22 protein-coding genes are annotated in these 26,503 nt (G+C 63.0%); 6 read left to right on the top strand and 16 right to left on the bottom strand.

Features of this window, described 5'->3' with window-relative positions:
• The first annotated feature begins 20 nt into the window (after positions 1 to 20).
• Both CDQ92_RS08505 and CDQ92_RS08510 read left to right on the top strand, forming a co-directional pair.
• Positions 21 to 1,298 (top strand): MFS transporter, encoded by a 1,278-nt coding sequence (locus CDQ92_RS08505; protein WP_088440962.1) that lies wholly within the window; start codon positions 21 to 23, stop codon positions 1,296 to 1,298.
• Entirely contained in the window at positions 1,283 to 2,629 is a 1,347-nt protein-coding gene (locus tag CDQ92_RS08510; protein WP_088440963.1) for an MFS transporter, read from the top strand. The genes CDQ92_RS08505 and CDQ92_RS08510 overlap by 16 nt, the downstream gene beginning before the upstream one ends.
• A 146-nt stretch (positions 2,630 to 2,775) precedes the next feature.
• Here CDQ92_RS08510 and CDQ92_RS08515 read toward each other — a convergent pair whose 3' ends face one another.
• The 11 genes from CDQ92_RS08515 to CDQ92_RS08565 form a co-directional block, all read right to left on the bottom strand.
• Positions 2,776 to 3,627 (bottom strand): ROK family protein, encoded by an 852-nt coding sequence (locus CDQ92_RS08515; RefSeq protein ID WP_088440964.1) that lies wholly within the window; start codon positions 3,625 to 3,627, stop codon positions 2,776 to 2,778.
• A gap of 4 nt (positions 3,628 to 3,631) precedes the next feature.
• Positions 3,632 to 4,336: a FadR/GntR family transcriptional regulator gene (locus CDQ92_RS08520; protein ID WP_229667133.1), complete on the bottom strand. Its 705-nt coding sequence runs from the start codon at positions 4,334 to 4,336 to the stop codon at positions 3,632 to 3,634.
• Positions 4,333 to 5,082, bottom strand: a complete 750-nt coding sequence (locus CDQ92_RS08525; RefSeq protein ID WP_158213808.1) for a helix-turn-helix transcriptional regulator — start codon at positions 5,080 to 5,082, stop codon at positions 4,333 to 4,335. The genes CDQ92_RS08520 and CDQ92_RS08525 overlap by 4 nt, the downstream gene beginning before the upstream one ends.
• Positions 5,083 to 5,118: 36 nt before the next feature.
• Positions 5,119 to 6,444, bottom strand: a complete 1,326-nt coding sequence (locus tag CDQ92_RS08530) for an MFS transporter (RefSeq protein ID WP_088440966.1) — start codon at positions 6,442 to 6,444, stop codon at positions 5,119 to 5,121.
• Complete coding sequence (locus CDQ92_RS08535) at positions 6,444 to 7,847, bottom strand: FAD-binding oxidoreductase (RefSeq protein WP_088440967.1); 1,404 nt, start codon at positions 7,845 to 7,847, stop codon at positions 6,444 to 6,446. The genes CDQ92_RS08530 and CDQ92_RS08535 overlap by 1 nt, the downstream gene beginning before the upstream one ends.
• A 2-nt stretch (positions 7,848 to 7,849) precedes the next feature.
• Positions 7,850 to 9,985: a TonB-dependent receptor gene (locus CDQ92_RS08540; RefSeq protein ID WP_088440968.1), complete on the bottom strand. Its 2,136-nt coding sequence runs from the start codon at positions 9,983 to 9,985 to the stop codon at positions 7,850 to 7,852.
• A 174-nt stretch (positions 9,986 to 10,159) separates the two neighbouring features.
• Positions 10,160 to 10,933 carry an SDR family NAD(P)-dependent oxidoreductase gene (locus tag CDQ92_RS08545; RefSeq protein WP_088440969.1) on the bottom strand — a complete coding sequence of 258 codons (774 nt, stop codon included), beginning with the start codon at positions 10,931 to 10,933 and terminating at the stop codon, positions 10,160 to 10,162.
• 4 nt (positions 10,934 to 10,937) lie between these two features.
• The gene (locus tag CDQ92_RS08550; RefSeq protein WP_088440970.1) at positions 10,938 to 12,428 is read right to left on the bottom strand and encodes a carboxylesterase/lipase family protein; all 1,491 of its coding nucleotides are present in this window, start codon (positions 12,426 to 12,428) and stop codon (positions 10,938 to 10,940) included.
• A gap of 167 nt (positions 12,429 to 12,595) precedes the next feature.
• Entirely contained in the window at positions 12,596 to 13,807 is a 1,212-nt protein-coding gene (locus CDQ92_RS08555; RefSeq protein ID WP_088440971.1) for an alpha-hydroxy acid oxidase, read from the bottom strand.
• A gap of 670 nt (positions 13,808 to 14,477) precedes the next feature.
• On the bottom strand, positions 14,478 to 15,377 hold the full coding sequence (locus CDQ92_RS08560; protein WP_088440972.1) for a hypothetical protein: 900 nt from the start codon (positions 15,375 to 15,377) through the stop codon (positions 14,478 to 14,480).
• A 69-nt stretch (positions 15,378 to 15,446) separates the two neighbouring features.
• Entirely contained in the window at positions 15,447 to 15,716 is a 270-nt protein-coding gene (locus CDQ92_RS08565) for a hypothetical protein (RefSeq protein ID WP_144035726.1), read from the bottom strand.
• On the opposite strand from CDQ92_RS08565, the gene CDQ92_RS08570 reads away from it, so the two are divergent.
• Genes CDQ92_RS08570 through CDQ92_RS08580 form a run of 3 tightly spaced genes read left to right on the top strand, consistent with a single transcriptional unit; the run spans position 15,692 to position 19,423 of the window.
• Positions 15,692 to 16,498: an N-formylglutamate amidohydrolase gene (locus CDQ92_RS08570; protein WP_088440974.1), complete on the top strand. Its 807-nt coding sequence runs from the start codon at positions 15,692 to 15,694 to the stop codon at positions 16,496 to 16,498. The two genes, CDQ92_RS08565 and CDQ92_RS08570, sit on opposite strands and share 25 nt — an antisense overlap.
• Positions 16,495 to 18,363, top strand: coding sequence for a peptidase MATCAP family protein (locus tag CDQ92_RS08575; protein WP_088440975.1), 1,869 nt, complete (start codon positions 16,495 to 16,497; stop codon positions 18,361 to 18,363). Before CDQ92_RS08570 ends, CDQ92_RS08575 begins: the two co-directional genes overlap by 4 nt.
• Before the next feature lie 13 nt (positions 18,364 to 18,376).
• Positions 18,377 to 19,423 (top strand): glutathione synthetase, encoded by a 1,047-nt coding sequence (locus CDQ92_RS08580; RefSeq protein WP_088440976.1) that lies wholly within the window; start codon positions 18,377 to 18,379, stop codon positions 19,421 to 19,423.
• 279 nt (positions 19,424 to 19,702) lie between these two features.
• Here the strand turns inward: CDQ92_RS08580 and CDQ92_RS08585 are convergent, their stop codons facing one another.
• On the bottom strand, positions 19,703 to 19,909 hold the full coding sequence (locus CDQ92_RS08585; protein WP_088440977.1) for a hypothetical protein: 207 nt from the start codon (positions 19,907 to 19,909) through the stop codon (positions 19,703 to 19,705).
• A 61-nt stretch (positions 19,910 to 19,970) separates the two neighbouring features.
• On the bottom strand, positions 19,971 to 20,336 hold the full coding sequence (locus tag CDQ92_RS08590; RefSeq protein ID WP_088440978.1) for a PRC-barrel domain-containing protein: 366 nt from the start codon (positions 20,334 to 20,336) through the stop codon (positions 19,971 to 19,973).
• A gap of 393 nt (positions 20,337 to 20,729) precedes the next feature.
• Between CDQ92_RS08590 and hutC the strand changes: the two genes are divergently transcribed.
• Positions 20,730 to 21,629 (top strand): histidine utilization repressor, encoded by a 900-nt coding sequence (hutC, locus tag CDQ92_RS08595; protein WP_229667129.1) that lies wholly within the window; start codon positions 20,730 to 20,732, stop codon positions 21,627 to 21,629.
• Positions 21,630 to 21,647: 18 nt separating this feature from the next.
• Here hutC and CDQ92_RS08600 read toward each other — a convergent pair whose 3' ends face one another.
• The 3 genes from CDQ92_RS08600 to CDQ92_RS08610 are packed head-to-tail and all read right to left on the bottom strand — an operon-like array spanning position 21,648 to position 25,796.
• Positions 21,648 to 22,382 carry a PepSY domain-containing protein gene (locus tag CDQ92_RS08600; protein WP_088440980.1) on the bottom strand — a complete coding sequence of 245 codons (735 nt, stop codon included), beginning with the start codon at positions 22,380 to 22,382 and terminating at the stop codon, positions 21,648 to 21,650.
• Positions 22,379 to 23,083: a PepSY domain-containing protein gene (locus tag CDQ92_RS08605; protein WP_088440981.1), complete on the bottom strand. Its 705-nt coding sequence runs from the start codon at positions 23,081 to 23,083 to the stop codon at positions 22,379 to 22,381. Before CDQ92_RS08605 ends, CDQ92_RS08600 begins: the two co-directional genes overlap by 4 nt.
• A 10-nt stretch (positions 23,084 to 23,093) precedes the next feature.
• On the bottom strand, positions 23,094 to 25,796 hold the full coding sequence (locus CDQ92_RS08610; protein WP_088440982.1) for a TonB-dependent receptor domain-containing protein: 2,703 nt from the start codon (positions 25,794 to 25,796) through the stop codon (positions 23,094 to 23,096).
• Positions 25,797 to 26,503 lie beyond the last annotated feature (707 nt).

A 26,503-nucleotide genomic window follows, 5' to 3' on the forward strand; every position in this document is an offset into this window, starting at 1 on the left:
GCGGCGGCCGGTGTCCCGCGATGCTTTCAACCATCCTGCCGGTGCGAAGCCTGCTGATCGCCATCTTTATGATGATGGCGGGCAGCGGCTTTCTGTCGACGCTGATCGGGCTGCGGCTCGACCGGGCGGGCAGCGGCACGATGGTGATCGGGCTGGTGGCCACCGCCTATTTTGCCGGTCTGGTCATCGGCGCACTGCGCGCGGGCGAGGTCGTGCGCCGCGTCGGCCATATCCGCGCCTTCGCGGCGTTTGTGGCGCTGCTTTCGGCGAGCACCTTGACCTATGCCCTGTTCCAGCATCCCCTCCTTTGGGGCGGCCTGCGGTTGATCGACGGGCTGTGCGTCGCGGGGGTGTTCATCTGCGTCGAAAGCTGGCTCAACGACCGCGCCGACAGCGGCACGCGCGGCACCGTGCTCGCGGGTTATATGGTCGCGCTCTATTCGGGGCAGGCGCTCGGCCAGCTTTTCCTGCGCACCGGCAACACCGCGCCGCATGTTCCGTTCGAAATCGCTGCCATGCTGATCTCGCTCGCGATCATTCCCGTCTGCCTGACCCGCAGCCCCGCGCCGATGCTGGACGACGCCGCTGCGCTGCCACTGCGGCGCCTGTTCGAAGCATCGCCGCTCGGGGTCGCCGGGGCGGGCATGACCGGACTGCTGCTCGGCGCCTTCTATGGCCTTGCCGCCATTTACGCTCGCCGCATCGGGCTCGATCTTGGCGACACCGCGACCTTCATGATGACGGTGATCCTGGGCGGCGTCGCGCTGCAATGGCCGCTCGGGCGCCTGTCGGACCGCTACGACCGGCGGCGCATCATCATTTCCTGCTTTGCGGCCACGCTGGCGGTCAGCGCCATGCTGGCGATGCAGCCGGTTGGCATCCTTCTGCTTGCCCTTGGCGCGGCGTTCGGCGGGCTCAGCTTTGCGCTCTATCCGCTTTGCGTGGCCTTCGTGAACGACCGGCTGCTCGCGTCGGAGCGGGTCGCCGCGAGCGGGCAGCTTGTCCTCCTCTATTCGGCCGGCGCCGCGCTCGGCCCGCTCGGCGCCGCGGCGGCGATGACACTGGCAGGCGCAGGCGGGCTCTTTCTCTTCATCGCCGCGGTGGCGGCGGCGATGCTCGCCTTCGGCCTGTGGCGCCTCGCGATCAGCGACCCGGTCCCCGGTGCCGACCAGCAGGATTTCCAGATCCTGCCGCGCACGACGCCGGTCGCTGCGCTGCTCGATCCCGCCGGCCCCGACGCCCTCTCTCCGGCGACGGGGCCCCCTTTGCAAACAGGTGACACATGGACGAAAAGATGATCCCGGCGCCCGGACAACCCGCGCCCTTCGCCAAGCCCTCGCCGCTCAATCGCGCGGTCGGCGCGTCGGCGCTGGGCAATGCGGTCGAGTGGTTCGATTATGGCATCTATGCCTATGGCGTGACCTATATCTCGGCGGCGCTGTTTCCTGGCGATACCGAAGAGGCGGTGCTGTTCGCGCTCGCAACCTTTGCGATCTCTTTCCTCGTCCGCCCGCTCGGCGGGCTATTCTGGGGCCCGCTCGGCGACCGCATCGGGCGCAAGTCGGTGCTCGCGATGACGATCCTGTTGATGGCCGCGGCAACCTTTGCCGTCGGGCTGATCCCCTCCTATGACAGCATCGGTTTCTGGGCACCGACGATCCTGATCATCCTGCGGATGCTGCAAGGCTTTTCGACCGGCGGCGAATATGGCGGCGCGGCGACCTTCATGGCCGAATATGCCCCCGACGACCGCCGCGGTTTCTATGGCAGCTTTCTGGAGTTTGGCACGCTCGCGGGCTTTTCCTTCGGCGCCGCGCTGATGCTCGGCTATTCGCTGCACCTTGGCGATGAAGCGATGCACGAATGGGGCTGGCGCATACCCTTCCTGATTGCCGGGCCGGTCGGCCTGGTCGGCATGTATCTGCGCTCGAAGCTTGAAGATACACCGGTATTTCGCGAGGAAATGGCATCGGCCGACCGACGCAAGCCGCCGGGCATCGCCGCGATGATGCGCGAATATTGGCGGCCGCTCCTGGTCGTCGGCGGGCTGGTCGTCGCGCTCAACGTCGTCAACTATTCGCTGCTCAGCTATATGCCGACCTATCTGCAGCGGCGCATCGGCCTGTCGAACGAAGAGGCGCTCATCGTGCCGATCATCGGCATGCTCTTCATGATGATCTTTCTGCCGTTCGCGGGCGCCTTGTCGGACAGGATCGGGCGGCGGCCGATGTGGCGCTGGTCGCTGATCGGCCTACTTATTTTCGTCGTCCCGCTTTATATGCTGATAGGCACAGGCTTTGCGGGTGCCGTTGCGGGTTTCCTGCTGCTCGGCCTCCTCTATGTTCCGCAGCTCGCGACGATCTCGGCCACCTTCCCTGCGATGTTCCCCACCGCGGTGCGTTTCGCGGGTTTCGCTATCGCCTATAATATCTCGACGTCGATCTTTGGCGGCACGGCGCCGATGATCGGCAGCGGGTTGATCAGCCTGACCGGCGACCCGCTAATGCCCGCCTATTATATGATGATCGCGTGCGTCGTCGGGCTTATTGCGCTGCGTTTCATGCCCGAGACGGCCGGTAAATCTCTGCGCGAGGATCCCTTTTCGCGACCTCTGCGCTCCGGGCCGTAGGTGAAATCTTCGCGGGGGCGGTGGCCTAGGTGGTCGCATGTTCATTGATGGGGACTCTGGCAGAAAGCGGTCTATCCGCTTTCTGCCTTAGTGCTTCGAGAACAGACGAAAACCGCGTCGGGACAATCGCGAATGACTGAGCAGCGCTACTTCGCGGCCTTTGAAGCCAGAGCGAGCGACCCGCAAGGCCCGGCGCGTTCGCCGAGACCCGGCAGCACGATCAAATTCTCGACGCCATCGGTCTGGTGATATCCGGCAAGGCTGTTGACCAGATGATGGCATACCGCCGTCAGCAACTGCGGCTGGCCGATCGCGACGCCCCCGCCGATCAAAATACGCTGGGGTAATGTCGTCAGCACCAGATTGTGACAGAGCATCGCGATGGCGTGCGCGACGTGGGTCCACGCGACGTCATCAGGTGCGATGTCGCGGCCTTCTTTTCCCGCCCGCGCCGCAATCGCGGGGCCGCTCGCCAAGCCTTCGACGCAATCGCCGTGATATCTGCAGCATCCCGCGAACAGATCGCCGGCCAGCTTCGGCACCCGCTGATGTCCGGCCTCGCTATGCCCCGCCCCGCGCAAGATTTGGCCCGCCGAAACCGAACCGACGCCGACCCCGGTGCCGATCGTGATATACGCCCAGCTCTCCAAACCCTGCGCCGCGCCCCACAAGCCCTCGGCCAGCGCCGCGCCGTTGACGTCGGTGTCGATCGCAAAGGGAACCCCGTTCGCGATCGACGTCAGATCCGTCCCGCTCCACCCTGGCTTCGGCGTCGACAATATGCTCCCGAATTTCGCCGACCTGCGATCAAGCTCCAGCGGCCCGAAACTGGCGATGCCGAGCGACTGGAAATCCCATCCATCAAGGACGCCCGCAATCGCAGCCAGCGTCTGTTCGGAACTTGTCGTCGGAATCTCGAATTGCGCCCGCACATCGTCCGGCCCCGTGCCCAACGTGCAAATGCATTTCGTGCCGCCCAGTTCGACCCCGGCCAACATCGGCTCAGAACTGATCCTTGAGCATTTCGCCGATCGAATTGTTGAAATGGCTGTCCATCGCCGCGCGCGCGCGCGCCGGGTCCCGCGCCGCGATCGCCTCAGCCACCTCGCGGTGCAGCGCCAGCGTCTCGTCGCGCTCTTCGCGCGTGGTGCGTCCCGCCCAGGCGCGCGGGATGGCGACCGCCATCAGCTGCTCGAACGACCGCACGATCTGCAGGAACAGCTGGTTGCCGCTGGCCGCGGCGATCGTCTGGTGAAAGCGCGTGTCCGCCGCAGTACGCGCTGCCTCGTCATGCTCGACCGACAGCCCGTGCGCGGCAGTCAGGATCGCCTGCGCCTGTTCCTCGCTGCGGTGGATCGCGGCCAGTTCGGCCGTGCGCAATTCGAGCGTTCGGCGGACGTCCCAGACATCAGCGAGCGACACCTGCGCGGTGTTGACCGCATGACCCATCGACGCCGCCATCACCGAGCCGTCGATCGCCGCCACGCGCGGCTTGCGGCCATTGCCGACATCGACGAGGCGCAGCGCGGTGAGCGCGCCGAACGCCTCGCGCATCACTGGACGGCTGACGCCCAGTTGGGTTGCAAAACTTCCTTCGCCGGGCAGCGTGTCGCCGACCTTCAGATCGTGGGCGCGGATATAATCGCGCACCGCATCGACCGCGCGATCGACGAGCGAGCCGCGACCAAGGTCGATCATTCCGCTCATGCTGCCACCCCCAGCCGCCGCATCGCGGTCGGCGCCATGCCAAACCGCCGCGAAAAGGCGCGCGTGAAGCTGGCGTTGTTGAGATAGCCGCAGCGATAACCGATGCTCGCCACCGGCAGATCGCTCGCCGCCAGCAACGTCCGCGCCTGCCGCAATCGCCGCTCGCTCAGCGCCTCACCGACGCTGCAATGATACAGTTCGCGAAAGCCGCGGGTCAGCTTGTCGCGATTGATCCCGCAACTGCGCGCAATATTGTCGATCGTCAGCTTCTCGTGCCAGCGTTCGTCGACGATCCGACGCGCCGCGGCGATCCGCGAGATGTCGCCCTCGCTCAAACTGGGCTGGCCATCGACCGCCACCAGGCTGCCCGCGCTCAGCGCGGCGAAAAACTGGCACAGCATCTCGATGCTCCGCGCCAGGCGCAGCGTGTCCGCCGCAGCGGGGTCACATTCGGGGGCGATGATCGATTGCCCCAGCGCGCGCAGGTCTGACGGCAGATACCAGCGCCCGCCGGGATCGGGAAGGTCGCCAAACAACCGGCGGCAGGCGCCGCGCGACACCGCGAACACCAGCAAATGTGCTTCGCTTTCCAGCTCGCGAAATGCCAGCGCGCGAACCACCGGCTCGCCGACATCACCAAAGCCGATCAGCAGCGCGTCGGGCGGCAGCAGCAGACGATCGCACGCGCCGGGACCAACGAAGGTCGTCATTTCGGACGAGACGATTACGCTGTGCTTGATCGGCATGGACGAAACTCCCTCACCGACTCCCATAGACCTATCTTACAGCTTTGGCAATAGCTGTATGATAGGTTCCGGCGCCCGCCGCATCGCGAGGACGAAGGCGAAGAACGACAGCGCGCTGACGATGACCCCGACCAGTGCCAGCGCCTCGGCCAGCATCGCCTCGCCGCCCATCAATCCGCTCACCTGCGTCACGATCCACGGCGCCAGCCCGAAACCGATCAGTCCGGCAATCGCGATAAACGCCCCGATGCACAGCCCGCGCAGCTCGTTGGGCAGCAGCACCGTCAGCGCGACCGACACGACCAGTCCGGTCACCGCGCCGCACATCGACATCACCCCAAGTGCAACCGCAAGGCCGGCCACGCTCGGCATCAGCGGAAACAAGGCGGCAGGCACCCCGATCCCGGCTGCGATGACCGCGCCCAATAATATACCGCCGCGCCGCTGGCTCTTCTGGCCGATATCGGCAGACAATCCGCCAAGCACCGCGCCCGCAACCCCGGTCCCGAACATCAGCGCCCCGACCCACCCCGCAAATTGCTGGGGCTGAAGCCCGAAGTCGCGCGACAAGACCGGCGCGACCCACACCGTCGCCGCCACATCGGCCATGACGACCGCAACCTGACCCGCGAAAAGCGGGCCGAGGAACGACCGCCGCGACCACAGCTCCGCTGCTACGATGCGGAACGGCGCATTGGGGCTGGCCTCAACCTCGCGGCGCTCAGGTTCACGCAGCAAGAGCAGCGGCAGCAGGCACAGCGCGCTGATCGCAGCAAGCAGGACATGGGTACTGCGCCACGGGGCCAGGTCGGCGAGCCAGCCCGGGGCGCCAAAATCGGTCAGCAGGCCGAACAGCCAGCCGGTCAGCGCAAAGCCGAGCGCGACGCCCAGCGCCTTACCCAGATTGACAATCAGCATCGCGCGCCCGCGCTGCGCGGGCGCGCAAAAGTCGGCGCACAGCGATAGCGCCGCGGTCAGCGAACCCGTCGAGCCGATGCCGACCAGCATGCGCGCCGCGGTGAGCCACCCCGCGCTTGGCGCAAAGGCGGTGAGCAAGGTGCCGAGCGTCCACAGCAGCGCCAGCCCGATCGTCAGCCGAACCCGGTTACGCCGATCGACCAAAATGCCGATCGGGATCGAGAACAGCACCATCGGCACCGCGGCGCCGAGCCCCTGGATCAGCGCGAGGCTGTCGTCGGTGAGCCCGAGTTCGGCCTTCGCGCTTTCCTGAATCGTGCCAAAGCTGCCGAGCGCAGTGAAGCCCAGCGTCGCCACCAGCGCGAGCAGCAGCAGGGGGACGAGCGTCGCGGGTGCGGTCAGCCGCGCGTGGGACGACGCGAGCGGTTCAGCCTGGGTCGCCATTACAGCGCGAAGATCTTGCCGGGGTTGAGCAAATTCTGCGGATCGAGCGCGCGCTTGATCATCCGCATCTGCTCGACCGCGTCGCCCAGCTCGGCGACCAGCCATGCCTGCTTGCCGATGCCGATCCCATGTTCGCCGGTGCACGTCCCGTCCATCGCCAACGCGCGCTCGACGAGGCGCGCGTTGATCGCCTCGACCTCGGCCATCTCTTCGGGCGCGTTCGGGTCGATCGAGAAGATGACGTGAAAATTGCCGTCGCCGACATGGCCGAGGATCGTCGCAGGGACCGATGACGTCTCCAGATCGACATGCGTTGCGGCGATGCATTCGGCGAGGCGGCTGATCGGCACGCACACGTCGGTCGCCCAGCCGATCGCCCCGGCGCGCATGTTGACCGCAGCATAATAGGCCTCGTGCCGCGCGCGCCACAGTTTCGACCGCTCCTCGGGTAGGTTCGACCAGCTGAACGCGCTGCCGCCATTGGCTTCGGCCAGCGTCTTCACGGTCTCAACCTGTTCGGCGACATTCATAGCGCTGCCATGAAATTCGAAGAACAGCGTCGGAGCTTCGGGATAATCGAGCTTCGACCAGCGATTGACCGCGATCATCTGTTTGGTGTCGAGGATTTCGACCCGCGCCAACGGCACCGCACACTGGATTGATTGCACCACGGTATCGACTGCACCGCCTAAGGTTTCGAAACTGCACACCGCCGCCGAAATCGTGTCGGGAACGGGGTGCAGCCGCAGTGTCACCGCGGTGATGATGCCCAGCGTCCCTTCGGACCCGACATAGAGCCGGGTCAGGTCATACCCCGCCGCCGACTTGCGCGCGCGCCGCGCAGTGCGGATCACCGTCCCCTGCGGCGTCACGATTTCCAGGCTGAGGACGGCATCCTTCATCGTGCCATAACGCACCGCATTGGTGCCCGACGCGCGGGTCGACGCCATGCCGCCGATCGTCGCGTTTGCGCCCGGATCGATCGGAAAAAACAGTCCCTGGTCGCGCAAATGGAGGTTGAGTTCCTCGCGGCGCACCCCGGGCTGGACGACGCAGTCAAAATCCTCGGCATTCACCGCGAGCACCGTGTCCATCTGGCTCATATCGAGCGAGATGCCGCCATTGATCGCCAGCGCATTACCCTCGATTGACGTCCCGGCGCCGAACGGTACGATCGGAATGTCTGCCGCCGCACACAGTTTCACCAGCGCGACGACATCGTCGGTCGAATGCGCAAAGACGACGGCGTCGGGCAGCACGGGAGCGAAATGGGACTCGCTCGATCCGTGCTGCCCGAGCACCGCGGCGCCCCGCTGGAAACGGTCCCCAAACCGCTCCTCCAGCGCCCCTACCAGGCTGGCGGGGAGCGGCCTGCGTTCCCCCGAATGCGCCGTCCCCGCCATGGTCAGAACTTCAGGCTGGCGCGTACGCCGTACCGCCGGCGATCGCCGGTGATGCCAAGGTCGGAGGCGGGCAGCCCCGCGAGCGCCAGCGTCGTCTTTTCGATATAGCTTTCGAAATATTCGGTGTTGAACAGATTGTTCGCGAACAGCGCGATCTCGACCGGGCCGGTGCGATAGGCGATCGACGCATTGGTCAGCCAATAGCTGTCGAGGAACGTCGGTGTCGTCTCATTCAGCGTCGCCGCCAGCCGCTTGCCCTTGCCGAACAGCCCGGCGCTCAGCACGACTTCATCGTCGCCGCCCATCTCGATCCGATAGTCGGTCGAGATGTTCGCCATCCAGTCGGGCTGGAATGTCAGCCGGTCTGACGAAAGCTGGCGCCCGGTGGTGCCGACATAGGCGCTGTCGTCGGTGATCCGAGCGTGCATATAGGTAAAGCCGCCGCGGATCGACCACGCGGGCACCGGCCGCACCATCGCTTCGAGTTCGACGCCATAGCTTTCGACGTCGCCGCTGTTGAGATCGACCGTGACCAGCCCGCCGCCCGCCGCCGGTGCGATCGAGTTGAGCCCGATATAGTCTTTATAGTCATTGTAGAAGACCGCGCCCGAAAGCATCAGGCGCGGCGTCGCATATTTCGCACCCGCCTCATACGTCCAAGCCGAATCGCCGTTATAAGTGCGCGTCGGCGCCGTCGGCGCGTTGAACCCGCCGCCGCGATAGCCACGCGCGACCGACACATAGGTCATCAGGTCGGGGGTCCATTTGCGCGACACGGTCAGCTTGGGCTGCCACTCGCTCGAATTGAGTTTGGCGATCGGCAGGATGGCGCCCGAAATCGAACTGCGCGAAACCCGGTTCTCCCGATCGTAGCGCAGCCCCAGCGCGACTTCCCAATCGGAATTGGGTTTCCAGAACATGGTACCGAATGCCGCATAGGTGTCGGCGACATTCTTCGCCACCGTGTTCCGCACGATGCTGATCGGGCCCAGGATCGGATGGACGAGCGAGATCGTGTCGGTGACGTTCGCGCGTGTTGCCTCGTTGCTATAGAAGAGCCCGACGAGCGTCGAAATCTGATCGGTCCATTCGCTGTCGAGCCGTGTTTCCAGCGTCATCGTGCGCAGGCTGTCGCGGCCGACGGTGCGCACCGTATTGGTCGGGCCAAAATCGCCATCGTTGTCGGGGGCGAAGCTGTTGCGCAAATCATAGGCGCCGATGACGCTCAGCTTCGACCCGCCGCCCAGATCGGCTTCAGCCCGCGCGTTGATCCCGCGATATTTGTACGAAATTTCGTTCAGGGCATTGAACTGAATATCGCGCCGATAATCGGTCGGGCTGCTGACGCGCGAATAGGGCGTGTTCACCCCATTGACCCAATCATAATAGCCTTTGATCGTCAGCGAAAAGCCGTCCGACGGCGCCAGACGCAGGGTCGCGTTGATCGAGTCGGTGTTGAAGCGGTTCGCATCCTTGTTCAGCAGCGTGTTGGTCAGGAAACCGTCCTGCTGGCGATGCGAGGCGGCAATCCGGAAACCCAGCACGTCGCCTGCGATCGGCCCGCTCACCGCACCCGACACCAACCAGCTATTGTCGGGGCCGGCATAGCTGCCGTTGGCGCGCACCTCGAACACGTCGCTCGGCGCGCGGGTAATAACGTTGATCGCGCCCCCCAGCGTGTTTTTGCCATAGAGCGTACCCTGCGGCCCGCGCAGCACTTCGATGCGCTCGACATCGAGCAGCGGGTTGTTGAGATAAGCCGTGTTCGGCTGGTAAATTCCGTCGATGAACAGGCCGACGCCGGGCTGCACCGACTGCACCAGCGTCACCCCGACACCGCGGATCGCCACGAATGCTCGGCCGCTGCCGTCGCTGTTGATGTTGAGCCCCGGCGACAGCACCGCGGCTTCGCGGACCGAATTGATCCCGCGCGCGGTCAGCGTATCGCCATCGATAGCGGTCACCGCGATCGGCACATCGGACAATGTTTCGTCGCGCTTACGTGCGGTCACGACGATGATGCCGTCGTTCTCACCTTCGGCTACGGCAGGTCCGGTTGTATCCTGCGCATAGGCCGGTGCCGCGGCGAGCATGGTCGCCAGCACGGCGATGGAAACGGCAAAATTCAGCTTGGTCATCAGACATCCCCAAAAACGGCGGTCTGAGCCGCCCGTCGGAACCTATCTGACAGCTTTACGACCTATATGAAAGGTTGTCGACTGTGCCGATCGGCAGACGGGATTTGCAGAGCATGGGTGGCCCATCCCGTCATTGCTTCGCTTCGCTCGCAATGACGATGTTTTTGGAGCCCGCTACCAGCAACTATACCCGCCGTCGGCCAGCACCACGCTCCCGGTCATCAAACTTGCCATGTCGGACGCCAGAAACAGGATCACCGCCGCCACCTCCTCGGGCGCGCCCAGCCGCGCCATCGGTGTTCCGTCGATCCAGCGGCGATACATCTCGCCTTCCTGGTCGGCAAAAGCGTTCAGCGGCGTCGCAATATAGGTCGGCGCCACTGCATTCACCCGCACGCCGCGGTCAGCCCATTCGGCGGCCAGACTCTTGGTCAGCTGATGCACCGCCGCCTTCGACGCATTATAATAGCTTTGCGGCTGCGGCCGGTTGACGATGAAGCCCGACATCGATCCGACATTGACGATGCTCCCCTGCCCCGCCGCCAGCATGTACCGCCCGAACGCCCGCGCGCACCAGAAGCTGCCATTGAGGTTCACGTCGAGCACGTTCAACCAATGGTCGTCCGCGACATCTTCGGCCGCTGTCTCGCTGCGTGCGATCCCGGCATTGTTGATCAGAATGTCGATCCGCCCCTCGCGGGCGAGCATCGCGGCGGCGGTGGCATCGACGGCCGCACTATCGGTCACGTCGAGCGCCTCGGCAAAGACGGCATAACCTTTTGCCGCGAGATCGGCGACCGCGCGATCGAGCGCGGCGGCATCGCGGTCCGCGATCGTCACCCGCGCGCCAGCCTCGGCCAGCGCGTCGGCCGCCGCCAGCCCAATCCCCTGCGCGCCCCCCGTCACAAAGGCTGTGCGCCCATCAAGGCGCAGCTTCTCCAGATACATGGACCTATTCCGGTACGAAGGCGGCGGCGGGCATCACCGGTTCGTGGACCGCTTCGCCGCGCGTCACCTGATAAACCATTCGATCAGCGTCGAACTCGGGCCAAGGCATCGATCCGCTGCGCGCAAAGCCCGCCCACAGAATATGGACTTGCTCGGCCAGCGCCTGCGGCGGGTCCATCCCCGCCAGCCCGCGCGGACCGGTGACGGTCGGCAGCGTCTTGAACACGAACGGCATCTCGATCCCGTGGCACGCGCCCAGCTCGCCGTCGCACGCGGGCGAGCGCCAGTCGAATTCGTACAGCCACGTCTTGCCCTGATGCGCCGCCGCATATTGCCGCGCCGGCCAGCGGAACACCAGGTCCGTCATCGCGCGCGTCATCGCCTCGCCTGGCCGCACGCCCCTTTGTTTATATCCATAGGCCATCAGAGCCGCCTTCGCCTGCGGATGCGACCGCCCGAGCAGCCAGCGCGCAAGCAGCCCGCCGATCTTTTTGCGTATCCCGGTTGGCACGAAATAGAGGTTCATCTCGTCGGCATTGCTACCGATGACGACTTCCACATCGCGTCCGGCGCCTTTGCGCAGTGCGTCGAGCGGCTTCACGGGCAGGACATCGTCGCCATAAACCGGAATGAACCGGCTGATCCCATACACCGGTTCGCGCCCGTCTTGGTCGCGCAGGTCGATCGCCCACGGCTTCGCCACCTTCTCGACCGCGTCCATCGCATCTGTGTTGGACACCGGTAGAAATCCGTTTGCATCGGGCACGATACGCAGCACTTTCGCCAGCTTCCGCACCAACCGCTGCGCGACCGCAACCTCCCGCACCATGGAACCATGCCCGCTCTGGATGATCGCCCGCGCGAACAATCCCTCGGCGAGCGGCGAGGTCACAAGATCGGCAATCGCCATCGCCCCCGCGCTCTCGCCAAACACCGTGACATTTGCCGGATCACCGCCAAAAGCCGCGACATTGCGCTGCACCCAAGCCAGCGCGAACAAGATATCGCGCAGCCCCAAATTGGTCGGCGCGCCCGGCACCGGCAGGAAACCGTCGATCCCCATCCGATAGTTGATCGCGACGCAGATGAGGCCCGAAGCCGCGAATGCGCTGCCATCATGAACCGGCGCATCCTTGCTGCCGACGACAAAGCCGCCGCCATGGACGAACACCATGACCGGCGCGGTTTTGGCATCGCGCGGCGCCCAGATGTTCAGGCGCAGATAATCGCCGTCACTGCCGTCACTACCGCTGCCAATTAGCGGCGACGGATCGATCTCGGGGAACGGTTTGATCCGGTGAGGCGCGGCCGGGCCGGGATTGTCCATGTCCCGAACCCCGTCCCAGGCGTCCGGCATACGCGGCAGCTCGAAGCGCGCAGGAGGAGCGGCATAGGGTATACCAAGGTAGCGAATAATCGGGCCGTCAAGACAACCGCGGACAAGTCCGCCGTCGATCGCGATCGCTGCACCAGCTAGGTCCGAAGTCGTCATCATGACGCCATAGCATCCGCGCCGCTGCGCAACACCATCTGTCGATGTGCCGATCGTAGGAACTGATATGCCCTGGTACGCGCAACGTCTGCTGTTTGAAAACTGTCGGTTTTTAGATATCGGCAGCCCAAAGCCGACCTATTCGCCACTATCGCTGATCGCCGCGTGGATCATGGCGCGGTCCTGTGCGGCTTGACGGCGGCCCCCGCGCTGCCGGGTTTCGCGCAAAACTGGGAAATATGATCGACATCCTCGGCGCTAATGTCGGCGATGCGCGTGCGGCCCATCAAACCCATGTCACGCTCGATTTCGGCCCGGAAGATCGCCAGCACGCGCGCCACACCCGCTTCACCTCCCGCCGCCAGACCGTAGAGATAAGGCCGACCGACAGAGCAGCCATCGGCGCCGAGCGCGATTGCCTTCAGCACGTCGGTGCCGCGGCGCACGCCGCCGTCGGCGATCAACTCTACGCTATTCTGGATCCGGTCGCGGATCGCGGGAAGATAGTCGATCGGCGTCGCCGCAGTATCGAGCTGGCGACCGCCATGATTGGACACCATGATTGCATCGACGCCGCAGGCGACGGCGCGCGCGCAATCCCCGGGCATCATCGCGCCCTTGATCACCAGCTTTCCGGACCATTGCGAGCGCAACCATTCGACGTCTTTCCACGTCGCCGACCGATCGAACTGCGCGTTCACATAGTCGATGACACTGGTGCCCGCGCTGCCGATATCGCCAACATGTTCGACGACATTGGCGAGTTGGAAAGTACGATTCTTCAGCGCGCCGAACGACCATCGCGGATGCGTCGCGAAGCTCATCAAACTGCCGAGGGTAAAGCGTGGCGGCATAATCATGCCGCTGCGCAAATCGCGCTCGCGGTTGCCCGCGATCGCGGTGTCGACGGTCAGGCAGAGCGCGCCATAGCTGTTCTCCGCGGCGCGCTCGAGCAGAGCTTTCGTCAGTCCGCGGTCGCGAAAGAGGTAGAGCTGAAAATAGCGGTTCGCTCCCGTTGCCGCGATTGCCTCGATCGAGGTCGTTGCCATCGTCGACAGGCCATAGGGCACGCCCGCCGCGGCCGCCGCACGCGCGACCGCCGCTTCCCCCGAGGAATGGAACAGCTGCGACATGCCGGTCGGCGACAACATCAGCGGCATCGCGCTCGGGTATCCGAGCAGGTCGGTGCCAGCATCGACGTTGCTCACATCGACAAGCGTGTGCTGCGCAAGCACCCATTCGTCAAACACCGCACGATTGCGCGCCAAGGTCCACTCATCTTCGGCACCGCCCTCCAGATAGTCTCGGATCGGCAGCGGCAAAGCGCGTCCGGCGAGCGCAGCCATATCAGCAATGTTGAAGGCGCTTGCGAGCGAGGCCATTCAATTGCCTCCGATCGACTGCGCTGCGGCCATTTGCCGCGCGCAGTTGATAGGGAGAGATCGCCAAGCGACAATTCCGCCGCCAGCCGCTCCGCTCTCGACTGTCGCACCATAGTGATTTGAAGCTGTCATTGCGGAAGCTTATCACCTGTCCCAGCCGTGAGGCTATGCCCGCGGCTATGCCGATCAAAGGCAGCGGTGTGCCGCGACAGAATTCTGGCGGCGCGGCCCCCGTACCCTGCTTACCACGGGGGCAGGCTAGTTTGGCAGACCGAACATACGGTCTTTTGCCCACCGAACAAAGCGAGCCAACGTTCCGCGACATGCCGGAGCGCACCCTCTCACGCTGTTCAGATTTTCACGTTAGACTTCGATCCCTTCCGCCAATGCGAGCCCATCTCCCCCATCAACGCCGAGCTATTGCAGCGTTTTTTTTGATTGTGGCGTGACCCAGCAGAATTCGTACAGCCAGCAAAAAGCCGGTCGGCTTGTCGATATCTGTCACAATCTTTCAGGCGCGCTTACATCCGTGAACCTGTTTGGATCCAAAGCCGAGGATGGCGCCTGCGGTCGTGTCCCCAGCGGTGGACTAGGTTCTGCCGGTAGCGAAGCTGACCGGACACGCGCTAATCGATAAAGCGCTGTAGTGTCCGGTCAGTTTCGCGGTTGGTCATCGGCGGTTATTGCCAAGCATTTGGTCAAGCTCACCATAACGCCGCGTCAAATAAGTCCGCTCGTCGGCACTATAGCCGCCGGTCGCATAAGCAGCATCGAGCCTCATCAGGTCGCTGAGCTGAGCCCGTACCTGCACCGCATCGTTGCGGCTGATACTGCCATTCCGTTCGGATGTCGCCAGACGCGTTTCCAACTGGCTCCACCTCGCGCTGTTGCCGTCATTGCCAAAGCCGCCGCCCAGGCGGTTGTTGATAGCATTGTACCGCGACCACAAATCGGCCTGCTCGCGTGCATCAAACCCCCCGCGCTGATAGCTGGTCTCCAGCTGGGCCAACGACCGCCAATCATTGCGAAGCTGCGTGGCTTCTGCCCGCGTCAGGGTGCGGTTCCGCAACCCCATCGTGACGCGCTGCTCGAAGTCCGCGCTGCGCGTCGACAACATCTGCCAACGGCCCTGATCCGGATACCCACCCTGTCCACCGGACGGATCGGTATTCTGACCGCCAATCCGCTGATTCAATGCCCGGTACCGCATCCGCAAATCGCTGCGCTGCTGCTGCGACATATTGCCATTGGCCGAGTATTGTGCCTCCAGCCGGACGATCTCGTTATATTCTCTGCGCATCTGGTCCGCCTCGTATCGGCCGAGCGAGCCATCGCGCACGGCGCTATCGATGCGCTGCTCCAGTGCCGCCCGGCGCTGAGCGAAGGGTCGCCGACCCTGATTCCAGTCGGTTTCCAGCGTCTGCTCGCTCGCCTGTTCGTTGTTTCCGAACACAGAACCCAGCAGCTGCTCGAGGATATTGCCCTGCTGCTGACGCTGCTCCTGCGCAATTGCAGGCGTGGAGAGGAGCAACGCGCTCGAAGCGGCGCCTATGAGGAGAATGGTTTTCATCGAGTCTGACCTTCATTGAATGAGCTGCTGGCAATTTAACCGCAGGAAAGAAGGGCAGATCCGCTGCTATCACTTATGGAAATTCATTCGTCGCAAGCCGTGCGGATAGCCCAGATTGCCATCTAACGCCTTGGTGATGTCTCGGTTGCAACGAAACCGCAATTGGCGGCGCGGAACCGCGACGTCGGCCGGGTATTGCAATATGAGCGGCGCAGTCCGGACAAACTCCAACGTCTCCACGGCGAACTGTAGCGGGGGGAACCCTTTCAGCCGGCTGTCGTTACTTTGCAAAGGCAAGGAACGGCGCGACACACATGGCAAATCCGGGCCGTCAGGCATGCGATGACAATATCTGGTGGCAGTTGCAAAGGGGCTCGGGTCCCATCATTGCGACTGCCATCCATGATGGCCATGGCCTGCGGGCCGAGGTTCGTGCGGCGATGGCGCTTTCGGAAAGCGACCGCCTTCGCGAAGAAGACCCCCACACCGGTCAAGCCGCCGCCGCAGTTCCCAATCATATCATCGCGGCGCGGTCGCGCTTCGAAGTCGATCTCAACCGGGAATTTGATGAGGCCGTGTATCGCACCCCCGACCAAAGCTGGGGACTGAAGGTTTGGCATGCGGCGCCGCCGGATGACCTCGTCGCGCGTTCGCTCGCACTTCATACGGCGTTCTACAGGATGATGGCCGATACGCTTGACGAAATCGCTGCGCAGCACGAGCAGTTCATATTGTTCGACATCCATAGCTATAATCACCGCCGGGACGGACCCGGCGCCGCGGCCACCCCGCCAGAGGAAGCGCCCGACATCAATATCGGCACTTATTCGATGCCGCGCGATCATTGGGCACCGGTTCTCGATCCGATCATCGCCGCGATGCGCGATTTCAACTTCAACGGCCGCAAGCTCGACGTGCGCGAGAATATTGCGTTTCAGGGCAAGGGAGCCCTGACGCGTTTCGTGCATGAGCGTTATCCTCAAAAAGGCTGCGCGATTGCGATCGAGTTCAAGAAGTTTTTCATGGACGAATGGACCGGGGTGCCGGATACCGCGGCGCTCGCGGCGATGCGCGAGCTCATTTCGCACAGCGCCGCCGCGGCTGAGGCGGCACTCAAGTGACCGCGCTCCGCGAAGCTCTGGCGAGCGATGTCTCCTCAATCGAATTTAGCGAAAGCGGCGCGCTGCGCAGTGCGTTCGGCGCGCATGGCCGCGTTCATGTCGATCGCCCCCTCCCCTTCATCGTCATCCATCGGTTCGACCCCGACATCGCCGCGAGCCTTGCACTCGAGATCAGCGTGACGAGCCCGGCGTATATTGTCTGGCCGGCCCACGACGATGCGGCGGCGGCAGTAACGCTAAACGCCGTCGTCACCGAAGCGCGCCGTCATTTTCCGGCCTTCCTGATCATCGAACTGAGCGACCTCGCGCGCCCACCGGCGAAGCCCGAGGATGCGCCTCGGCTGCCCCCGTTCGAGTGCAGGATTGCCGCGACGGCCAATCCATCTGTGCAAATCGCGGCTGGCAGGCTGCGTGAGGCTCTTGAGGAAATCGAGATTGATCTGCGTCACTGCACGGTCGGGGAGATCGCGCCGCTCGATCCAGCCAAGCAAATGCTGCCAAGCAGCGGCGGCGGTCGTTCGGCCGGCGAAACGATCCGGCTCGCACTGCCGCATATTCACCTCACCCCCGACGGCGAAGATATTTATCCGCAGATTTTCCACGACCTGCAAGTGGCGGCGTTCGACGCGATTCTGAAGGCTGCCTGCACCTTCATGGAACACAGCAAACTTGGCGCTCCGGCGCATTACCGCAGCTTGGGGCGGAGCTCCTTCGTCGATGCGGCGCGTGCAGCCGATGAAAAGCTCAACGTCATTTGCGGCACCTATGATTTCCTGATGGCGGTGTCGCCGATCAATGGCAGCGAAGCGCAGGAGCGATTTGCTGCATCCGGATATGAGCAAGCGCCCGAGTTTCGCTACCGGCCCCTCACGGTCGATCCCGACGAAGCCAAGCGAGCGCTGTACAAAATCGATCTCAAAAAGGTCGAGGATCCGATGCTCGAAAGCCTGTTTTCAGAGAAGCGTCACGAGATCGACCATCAGCTGTCGATGCTGGCCTGCCGGAACAGCGACCGGTTCCGTTATGCCTCGCTGATGCTCTACGAGCCGGTCGACAGTGCGCTTCTCGCCGCCGCCCATGACATCCTGGGATCGCGATCCCGGGCGCCCGCCGCAACCGATCGGCCGCCGGCGGACTGTCATGTCGTTGCCGCCGCGGCACACGCGATGGCGGCGCGGTACCAGGCAATCGATCCGGCATTCGACGTGACAATCGAAATCCGCGAGGATGTCACTGCCGGGATGCTCGTATCGGGCGATCGGCTTTATATTTCGCACGATATCATGGTGCCCGCCCACCGGCTCGAACCCTTGCTCACCCACGAGGTCGGCATCCACCTGCTCACCTATGTCAACGGTTCGCAACAGGGACTGCAGATCTTCAAGCGGGGCCTTGCCGGCTATGAAGGGGTGCAGGAAGGCCTCGGCGTCTTCGCCGAATGGGCGGTCGGCGGATTGACGCGCGCGCGGCTGCGGCTTCTTGCCGGGCGGGTCGTCGCCGTTCATGCGATGACCGACGGCGCGAGCTTCATCGACGTGTTTCGCCTGATGCGTGACGCGCACGGCTTCAGCGCCGCGGGTGCCTTCAACCTCACGACCCGCGTCTTTCGATCGGGTGGCTTTGCCAAGGATGCCATTTACCTGCGCGGCTTCAAGACGATCCTCGATCTGCTTGCGGCAGGTCGTTCGCTCGAGCCCTATTGGTACGGCAAGATCGCTCCGCAGCACGTGGCCGCGGTCGAAGAACTATCGGACCGCGGGATCCTGTCCGCGCCCACGAGCCGTCCGGAGTTCTTGGCGCACACGAGTTTTACCGACCGGGTCGGCGCATTCTGCGCCGCACCATCTTTTACCAACCTCATATGATTGGACCTGCGCCATGCTGATCGCCTTTTTCGTGAACGACATGGAACGCGAGCATGAGAATTTCACGACCACGGTGCTCGCCCACACCGCGGCCCAGCGCGGTCACCGCGTCTGCTACGTGACGCCCTCCGACTTCGTTCTGCATCCCGATGACAAAATGGCGGTCCACGCCCGGTTCGCGCCAGCAAAGAAATATAAGTCGCATTCCGATTTCTTCGCCGCAATGCAGCAGGTCGGTACGCAAACAGAAGCGATCGAGGCGACCGATATCGACGTGTTGATGCTGCGTTCCGACCCATCGCTCGACGCGCAAACGATGCCGTGGGCAGCCGATATCGGCATCTTGTTCGGGCGCGAGGCGGCAAAACGTGGCGTCCTGGTCGTCAACGATCCCGATAGTCTCGGCCGGGCGGTCAACAAGCTCTATTTCCAGTCGTTTCCCGAAGAGGTGCGCGCCGAAACATTGATTACCAAGCATGCGAACGACATCAAGGAATTCGCCAAGGCGCAGGGCGGCAACCTGATCCTCAAACCCTTGCAGGGCTCGGGAGGAAGCGGCGTGTTCAAGGTCGATGGCGACGGCTCCTCGAACATGAACCAGATCATCGAGGCGATCGACCGCGACGGTTATATCATCGCGCAGGCCTATGTCCCTGCGGCGAGCAAGGGTGACATCCGGCTCTTCATGATGAACGGCTGGCCGCTGAAGATCGGCACCAAATATGCCGCGATGCGCCGCGTCGCCTCCAAGGGCGATATCCGCAGCAACATCCACGCCGGCGGCACGGCAGCGAAAGTCAAGATCGGCGCGACCGAGCTGCGGGTCGCCGAGGTCATTCGCCCGAAGCTGATCGCAGATGGCATGTTCCTGGTCGGCATCGACATCGTGGGCGACAAGATCCTCGAGGTGAATGTTTTTTCGCCGGGCAACCTCAAATCGATCGGCGATATGAACGATGTCGATTTCACCGTTCCGATCATCGAGTCCCTCGAAACGAAGCTCAAAATCGCGCAAGACTATAAGGGCGCGTTCGACAACTGCGCATTGGCAACGATGTAGGCCAAGCCTTGTTGGCCCCGTCACGGAGGCGCGGCGTAGCCGCGTCGCCTGTCCGTTCCGCGTAGCCGTGCGTGCCGACCGCGAAAAGCGTCGTGATGCGACGACAAGTCGCCGTTGTTCCGAACAATTTGTCATCGTGCGCCGCCCAAAGACCGGTTGATGCCGCAAACCATTCATGGTTAGAACAGGGTAATTCTGCGCGCACGAGGGCTTCCCTTAGGCCGAACAGGCCCGGTGCATTGACTTGACCAGCCAACGCGCGGCGATCCGGAGAACCGGTCAGCGTGTTTTGCGGCTGCGCTCCAAGACGGGACGCTGACCCTCGGCATCAAATGCGCCCGACGGTGGTTGATCGTCTCGGTGGATAGCATTCATTCCTACATCGGCGTGTTGCACATTTTCAGGACGCGCGGACATCTCTTCCTCATCGGCCACCCGTCGAAGGCGCATTGCTTCCTTGGCAATTTCGACTTGATCCTTGGCCATCGTCAACTCCTCGGTTTAGCGCGGCGCGCGGCCATGCCTCGCCGGCATGGCCGCTGACAGTTTAGAACGGATAATTCATGCCATAATGGCCATAAACGGACTGCCCATAAGTCCGGTCGAAGGCGGGTTCTGCATCAGCCCCATAGCGCGGCGCCTTTTCGAGCAGAGCCTTGTCGAGGTTTACGACGTAACCGCCGTGCTCGGTTTCATAGGTCAGCATGTCCCATGGCAGAGGGTAATAGTCGCTGCCCAATCCGAACAAGCCGCCGAATTGGAGCACCGCATATTCGGCCTTGCCCGAGCGCTTATCGACCATGAAATTATAGATCGACCCAAGCTTCTCGCCCTCCCGGTTATAGACGTTCGTTCCTTCAACCTTGTTCGAGGCGATGAGACGATTGGTTTCTTCGGTTGCAATGTCGGTCATTGGAAATCCTTTCACAGTGATATGAAAGAGACGCACGGCAACCGCGAAATATCCAAATGTCCGGACAAAATTTTCAGCCAGAGGGTTTCAGGACGGTCAATCAAGACAGTCTTCGCCCGCCGGACCTGGTCTCGGTCCACGGTCGCTTCGGTTCGCGCCTGCTGCGATAGCGACATTCTGATTGCCAACCAAAGTCAGGGCGGCGGCTCGCTTTTCGCAGAACTTATGCCAGGGACCGGTTCCAGCAAGATCAAATCACGAGGGTTGCTCCGGTGAAATCGCACCCTGAAAAAGGCGTTTGGCAAGAAGTCCGCAAAGCGGCACGCCTGCATGGCGACCAAGCGGAAGTTCGGCTCGCTCAGCGCACCGATGAACTGACAAGAACCAAAGTTTATGAAAAAGCGTCCTTCTGGTCGGTGGCCGCCGACCCCGATCCGATTTTTGCTGTTCGAGTGCTTGGAAATTTCACATACCAACCTGTATAGACGGGTTATGGATTCCAATGCGCGCACGCCCGGGAGCGGTTCAAGCTTTTCAAAGGGTTCAACCGCTTCCCGGCGAAGTGAAACCGATGACAACGACGTTCGCACAGGGCCGCGCTATGCAGCGATCAAGCAGAGCATCTGCGATGCTGTTCGCGACGGGCTCCTGAAACCGGGCGACCGGGTGGCGTCAGAAGCCGAACTGGTACAGCAGTTCGACGTATCGCGCATGACTGCCAACCGGGCGCTGCGCGAACTTCAAGCCGCAGGCATTCTGGTCCGCCGCGCCGGCAGCGGTTCGTTCATCGCTGAGCCGAAACCGATCGGCCAGATGATCGAGATCCGTAATATTGCAGACGAAATACGCGCGCGGGGGCATGATTATCGTGCCCGCGTCGTCCAGAACAAGAAGATCCGGGCCAGCGCCGACATGGCGGCGCTTCTGGAGGTTCCTGTCGGGACAAAATTGTTCCATTCGATCATCGTGCATCACGAGGCCGAATTTCCGATTCAACTCGAGGAGCGGTTTGTCCTCGCATCGGCCGCGCCCGACTATGGCAGGATGGACTTCACGCAGACGACACCGAACGAATATCTGACGCGCACCGCGCCCCTGGAACGGGTTGAACATCGCGTCCGCGCGGAGATGCCGGACGCGCAGACGCACACGATGCTGGGGCTAGCAAATGGCGAGCCGGTGCTGCGGATGACGCGCCGAACCTGGAGCCATTCGCGCCTCGTCTCCCACGCGTGGCTGACGCACCCAGGATCACGCTTTGAGCTGTCGGCCGCCTTCGCGATCGACGGCTGACGTCTGACGGCTGATGTGTCAGGCTGCGCCGCGGGTTTCGGCAGGCTTGCGACGTCGCCGTAGCCAGCGAAAATCGGCGCGGCTGAAGCTTTTGAACAGCAGGTAGAAGCCGGTGCCCGACAGCCATAATGTTCCGAACGCGACGAAGATGATGAGCGGATGATTAAAGCTCTTCCTGTTCAGATAATCCATATTGTGGAGCATCCAGAAAAAGTCCCATGTCCGCCAGGTATCGCCGCGCATCACGAGGAAACGCGCAGTGTCGAGCGAAACATAGGCGCTGCTGTTCTCGGCATCGGCGAAGTCGACCCGCCACATGGCACCTTCGTGGTCACGCGACTCAAGGTTCGGCTTTGTGAGGACGCTGATCTTGCGGATCGGGGCGTCGTTCATCATCGAGGCGATCTCGCGGGCCATTGCCTCGTCGACCAGGACCGTCTTGCCATCCGTCGCGTCAACAAGGCGCACACCCTTCGTCGTCCGAAGCTCGTAAATCGGGCGCGTGCCGAGGTCGCGCAGGACGACATCGGTCACGGGTTCGTGACGCGGCAAGGAGGCGAGATCGAAATAGTCACCGGGCGGCAACGGGTGGGCGTGCGACATTCCGCCACCATGGCCGCCGACCTGATCCTTATCGAGCAGCGCCATCACCGAGCCGCTCAAGGCCCAGAGCAGGAACTGAAGACCCAGGATCAGGCCGACCCATTTGTGGATGCGGCGGAAAAAAAGCGGCGTCAGGCGTATTTTCTTCATGCCTTCTTCCCTTTGCGACGCTTGAAGGACCAGATCAGGAGCCACGCTCCCGTCAGCGCCATGGCGAAGGCGCTCCACGTCGCGACACGCAGCAATGGATTATTGACGTCGGTTCGCTCGTCATAATCCATGATGTGGAGCATCCAGGCGAAATCGAACACGCGCCACAGCGCGTGACGCCGTGAAATCAGTTCACCGGTCTGGGGCGAGAGATAGAGGGTCGGACGGTTCCAGCCCTCGAACTCGACCTGCCAATAAGGCGGCTTGCGCGCCTGCATTTCCAGCGGCGACTTGGTCAGCAACTTCACCGATACGATCTTGCCGTCGCCGGTGTAGATGCGCCGCGCCTGCTCGCGGACCTGCGGCTCGGTCAGAGCAGGCAGCGGTGCACCCGAGCGAGCGTCGAACAGCCTCGCGCCGTCCGGCGTTTCGGCACGCCAGACAGCGCGATCGAACAATCGCTGCAAACGAACCTCGGACGCGCCGGGCGCGGCCGCCACGATCCGCGACGGGGGCGCCAGCCCGGCAAGCTCATATGGCTGGGAAGCAGGCGCGCGCACCAAATGGTCGCCATGGATGGTGTCGATGTGCACGACCACCATGTAGAAGCCGGTGAGCGTCCACAGCAGCACCTGGACGCCGACCACCAAGGCCAGCCATTTATGCGTTCGCCGGACAAGCAGCGGCCACCGGATCGCCATGTCGATACCCTCAGAACGCGGTTCGGAAGCCGACGTAGAAACGCCGTCCGAGCAGGTCATAGGTCATCGTGTCGGTGTTTGCATCGGTGAAGCTCTGGATATAGGGCGCCTTCCGATCGAAAAGATTGTCGACCCCGAGCTGGAAACGCGTCTTCTCATCGATCTCAAAGGCGAGTTGGAGATTGTGGTAGAAGATGTTCGGCGTGCGATAGCCGAGCTCGCCGGGCGACGCGTTGAAGTCGGTCGCCTTGCCGATCCACTGGGTTGACCAGGTCGCACTGATGCCGTCCTTTTCGGCGGTCAGGACGCCATAACCGCGCCATTTGGGGTAGCCGCCGTTCCCGCCGCCGATGAACCCGTCAAAATCGATCGGCGCGCCGCCGGGAAAGGGCAGAACGACATATTTGGAGAGGTAGGTCAGGTTGACGTCGAGCGAGACATTCACGCTGCCGATGTCATTATTATAGACGAGGCCAAGATCGAGGCCGTTCATCTCTTCGCGACCGGTGTTGATCGGCTGCGCGGAAAGGAAGGTGACCTCCCCAGTCAGCGGACTGCGTGTGAAATCGTCGCAGAAGGGATGCGACAGGTTGGCGCTGGCGTAGCAGATGGCGAGCTTCGTCGAGCCGGGGATGGCGCGGATCGCATCCTTGATCTTGATGTCGAACCAGTCGGCGGTCAGCGACAGGCCGGGAACCAGGTCCTTGGGCGATATAACCGTCCCGACCGTCCAGGTCGTCGAGCTTTCGGGCTGAAGATCCTCGTTGCCGCCCACGGTTGTCAGGATCGTCGTGCCAAGCTGAACATAGTTCGCCGGGACGCCCGATGCTTGGCAATTGGCGATCAGCCCGGCGTTGCCGCTTGTCGAATAGCGCGAGCAGGGATCGGTCGTCGTCAGATTCCCCTCGGACACACCGCCGAACAGTTCCGGGACGTTCGGAATACGAAAGCCGGTGCCATAGGTGCCGCGCAGCCGGACGCTGTCGTTGATGACCCAGTCGAGGCTCGCCTTATAGTTCCAGTCGCTGCCGAACAGGTCGTAGTTCGAATAGCGTACCGCGCCGCCAGCGGTCAGTGCCTGGAAGAAGGGCGTATCGGCAAGAATGGGCACGGACAGCTCGAGATAGGCTTCTTTGGCGATGCTCGTCCCCGAGATCGGGCTCTGCTGGTTGGTGTTGGCAATCCCGAGAACGGTCAGCGGATCGGGGTCACGCCAGCCTTTTTCCTTGCGATAGACGACACCGGCCGCGAACGAGACCGCTCCTGCGGGCAGCTTGAACAGGTCGCCGTTGAGGTCGGCGGTGACCGTCGCGAGTTCGTTCCCGCCGCGGTCGCGCGAGGTAAAGAGAATATAGTCGAGCACCTGCGGGGTCAGATCGCCAAATCCGAGATAATCGCCGCACGGAATGGCCGCGCCGGGTGCAGGGCTGCAGACACCGGTATTGATCGTGTTCCGGACGCGCTCAAGATTGGCAATGTTGGTCGAGCCGTCGACCGCGGTATTGCGGCCGAAAGCGCCCGCGACTTCCCAGCCCCAGTCGTTCGACAGCTTGCCGCGGAGGCCGAAGGTGCCCTGCCAGGTGTCGGTTTCCTGGAAAAACTGGCGCGGCCCCGGTTCGGCGAGGCGCCGCTGGATCACGACGATATTCTGACCGGTCGGGTTCGTCGGGTTGCTCGCCGCGATCGAGAGATTGCGCAGCGTACCCGGCGACGCGATCTGGTTCGACTTGCGGAAGGTGTAGAGGAATTCCCCGAACGCCTCGATATTGTCGGCCAAGTCATAGTCGGCGAAGAAGGCCGTGCTGACGCGCTCGACCGGGCTCACCGCATTGAGAAACGGGTTCGAATTGAAATTATGCTTGGCGGCGCTGTATGGTTCAAAGAAATTGCCATTGCCGCCCAGCACCTGGTTGAAGTTGATCTGCTGGCCGTTCGGCAACACGGCACGGCCACCGATCGTCGAGGCGCTATTGACGCAGCCCAGGGTTCCCGGCGCCGTCTCGGCGAGTGAACAGGGCGCGCGGGTCGCCATGTTGACCGCATTCGTCTTTTGATAGGTGACCGCCGCCATGAAACCGCCGCGATCATTACGGACGCCCCAAAGCAAATCGGCGGTGAAATCCGAGCCGTCGCCTTTTTCGGTGATGCCCTGCCGAACGCTGAGTCCAAGACCTTCATAATCGGTCCGGGTTACGAGATTGACGACGCCCGCCATCGCGTCGGCGCCATAGATCGCCGAGGCGCCGTCCTTGAGGACGTCGGTGCGCGCGAGCGCCGCGACCGGGATCATGTTGAGGTCGGGCGAGGAGTTTGCGCCGGTGCCGCCGGCGACAAGACGGCGGCCATTGAGCAGCACCAAGGTGCGCTTGATGCCGAGCCCGCGCAGGTTCACCTGCGCGGTGCCATAGCCGTTGTTCGCCCAATAGGCGGATGTCTGGTTGCCTGCAAAACCGGCGTTCGCAGGCAAGCGTTGCAGCACGGTTTCGATATTGACCAGACCGGTGTTCTCGATCTGCTCGGCGGACACGACGGTTGCCGGGCCGACGCTGGCAAGATCCTGCCGCCGGATCCGCGAACCAGTTACAACGATATCACTACCCGATTGGCTCGCCTCAGCCTCTGACGCGGCGGGCGCCCCGTCCTGCGCAAACGCAGGCGTGGAAATCGTTGCGAGCACCGCCCCACTCGCGAGCAATGATTTTCTGATCGACATGCGAAACCCCCTTTTTGGTTACGTTATGAACCTTAGAGAGCATCAAATGTATATACAGGTCAACAGAAAAACTTCTTCTTATTCAATAAGTTAGATTAGGATCGCAAGGTTGCAGCGGATATGACTTATACGCACCCCAGGCCCTTACCCCTCACCATTGCACATCTTTTTTTCATCAAACGCGGCGAGGCGTCCGCTGCGCTTCCCTTGGCATCCATTTCGCGTAATATAATTACCTTGCAGGCGATAACCGTCGCGGGCGCCCCCCGGCTAAAAACTGTGCTGGTCAAAACGCGCAGGTACGAATCAGCGGATGGGAGGGCTGAGTCGCCTCCCCTCGCCAGCGCAGCGTTTAGCCGATGCTCAAAGGAGTTTCCGTCCCAGTGCACGGTCCGCGACGGAGCTACCGGGCGTCGGCAGCAGGGCGGATGCGTCAAAGGGATCACCCGCTCGGCCATGGCCGAGATGATTGGCCTTAGGTCAATCCAGATCACGCCAGGCATGCCGATCGGGTCTGGGCTCGGCAGGTGCGGCCTTATTCGGCGCGGCCGTTGCCTGTGGCGGCCCGGCCGTTTCATATTCTGGCTCCGGGCGCGATGTGGCAGGCGGTCCGTCTGCTTGGGTCGATGCCATGGAGTCAGCGAAGGAGGGTGCGTCCGGCGCAACGGCCAATGGCACCATGACCGGGGCCTCGCTATCCGCAGCGG

This window comes from Sphingopyxis bauzanensis, from assembly GCF_002205675.1.
Classification (GTDB): domain Bacteria; phylum Pseudomonadota; class Alphaproteobacteria; order Sphingomonadales; family Sphingomonadaceae; genus Sphingopyxis; species Sphingopyxis bauzanensis.

What these genes read in the sequence shown, in the direction of transcription:
- CDQ92_RS08610 (WP_088440982.1), bottom strand. Translation starts at nt 25,796, where the DNA reads ATGTCGATCAGAAAATCATTGCTCGCGAGTGGGGCGGTGCTCGCAACG.
- hutC (WP_229667129.1), top strand. Translation starts at nt 20,730, where the DNA reads ATGAAAAAGCGTCCTTCTGGTCGGTGGCCGCCGACCCCGATCCGATTT.
- CDQ92_RS08515 (WP_088440964.1), bottom strand. Translation starts at nt 3,627, where the DNA reads ATGTTGGCCGGGGTCGAACTGGGCGGCACGAAATGCATTTGCACGTTG.
- CDQ92_RS08570 (WP_088440974.1), top strand. Translation starts at nt 15,692, where the DNA reads ATGGCAAATCCGGGCCGTCAGGCATGCGATGACAATATCTGGTGGCAG.
- CDQ92_RS08565 (WP_144035726.1), bottom strand. Translation starts at nt 15,716, where the DNA reads ATGCCTGACGGCCCGGATTTGCCATGTGTGTCGCGCCGTTCCTTGCCT.
- CDQ92_RS08505 (WP_088440962.1), top strand. Translation starts at nt 21, where the DNA reads ATGCTTTCAACCATCCTGCCGGTGCGAAGCCTGCTGATCGCCATCTTT.
- CDQ92_RS08550 (WP_088440970.1), bottom strand. Translation starts at nt 12,428, where the DNA reads ATGATGACGACTTCGGACCTAGCTGGTGCAGCGATCGCGATCGACGGC.
- CDQ92_RS08540 (WP_088440968.1), bottom strand. Translation starts at nt 9,985, where the DNA reads ATGACCAAGCTGAATTTTGCCGTTTCCATCGCCGTGCTGGCGACCATG.
- CDQ92_RS08535 (WP_088440967.1), bottom strand. Translation starts at nt 7,847, where the DNA reads ATGGCGGGGACGGCGCATTCGGGGGAACGCAGGCCGCTCCCCGCCAGC.
- CDQ92_RS08605 (WP_088440981.1), bottom strand. Translation starts at nt 23,083, where the DNA reads ATGGCGATCCGGTGGCCGCTGCTTGTCCGGCGAACGCATAAATGGCTG.
- CDQ92_RS08520 (WP_229667133.1), bottom strand. Translation starts at nt 4,336, where the DNA reads ATGAGCGGAATGATCGACCTTGGTCGCGGCTCGCTCGTCGATCGCGCG.
- CDQ92_RS08590 (WP_088440978.1), bottom strand. Translation starts at nt 20,336, where the DNA reads ATGACCGACATTGCAACCGAAGAAACCAATCGTCTCATCGCCTCGAAC.
- CDQ92_RS08580 (WP_088440976.1), top strand. Translation starts at nt 18,377, where the DNA reads ATGCTGATCGCCTTTTTCGTGAACGACATGGAACGCGAGCATGAGAAT.
- CDQ92_RS08555 (WP_088440971.1), bottom strand. Translation starts at nt 13,807, where the DNA reads ATGGCCTCGCTCGCAAGCGCCTTCAACATTGCTGATATGGCTGCGCTC.
- CDQ92_RS08530 (WP_088440966.1), bottom strand. Translation starts at nt 6,444, where the DNA reads ATGGCGACCCAGGCTGAACCGCTCGCGTCGTCCCACGCGCGGCTGACC.
- CDQ92_RS08585 (WP_088440977.1), bottom strand. Translation starts at nt 19,909, where the DNA reads ATGGCCAAGGATCAAGTCGAAATTGCCAAGGAAGCAATGCGCCTTCGA.
- CDQ92_RS08600 (WP_088440980.1), bottom strand. Translation starts at nt 22,382, where the DNA reads ATGAAGAAAATACGCCTGACGCCGCTTTTTTTCCGCCGCATCCACAAA.
- CDQ92_RS08510 (WP_088440963.1), top strand. Translation starts at nt 1,283, where the DNA reads ATGGACGAAAAGATGATCCCGGCGCCCGGACAACCCGCGCCCTTCGCC.
- CDQ92_RS08560 (WP_088440972.1), bottom strand. Translation starts at nt 15,377, where the DNA reads ATGAAAACCATTCTCCTCATAGGCGCCGCTTCGAGCGCGTTGCTCCTC.
- CDQ92_RS08545 (WP_088440969.1), bottom strand. Translation starts at nt 10,933, where the DNA reads ATGTATCTGGAGAAGCTGCGCCTTGATGGGCGCACAGCCTTTGTGACG.
- CDQ92_RS08525 (WP_158213808.1), bottom strand. Translation starts at nt 5,082, where the DNA reads ATGCCGATCAAGCACAGCGTAATCGTCTCGTCCGAAATGACGACCTTC.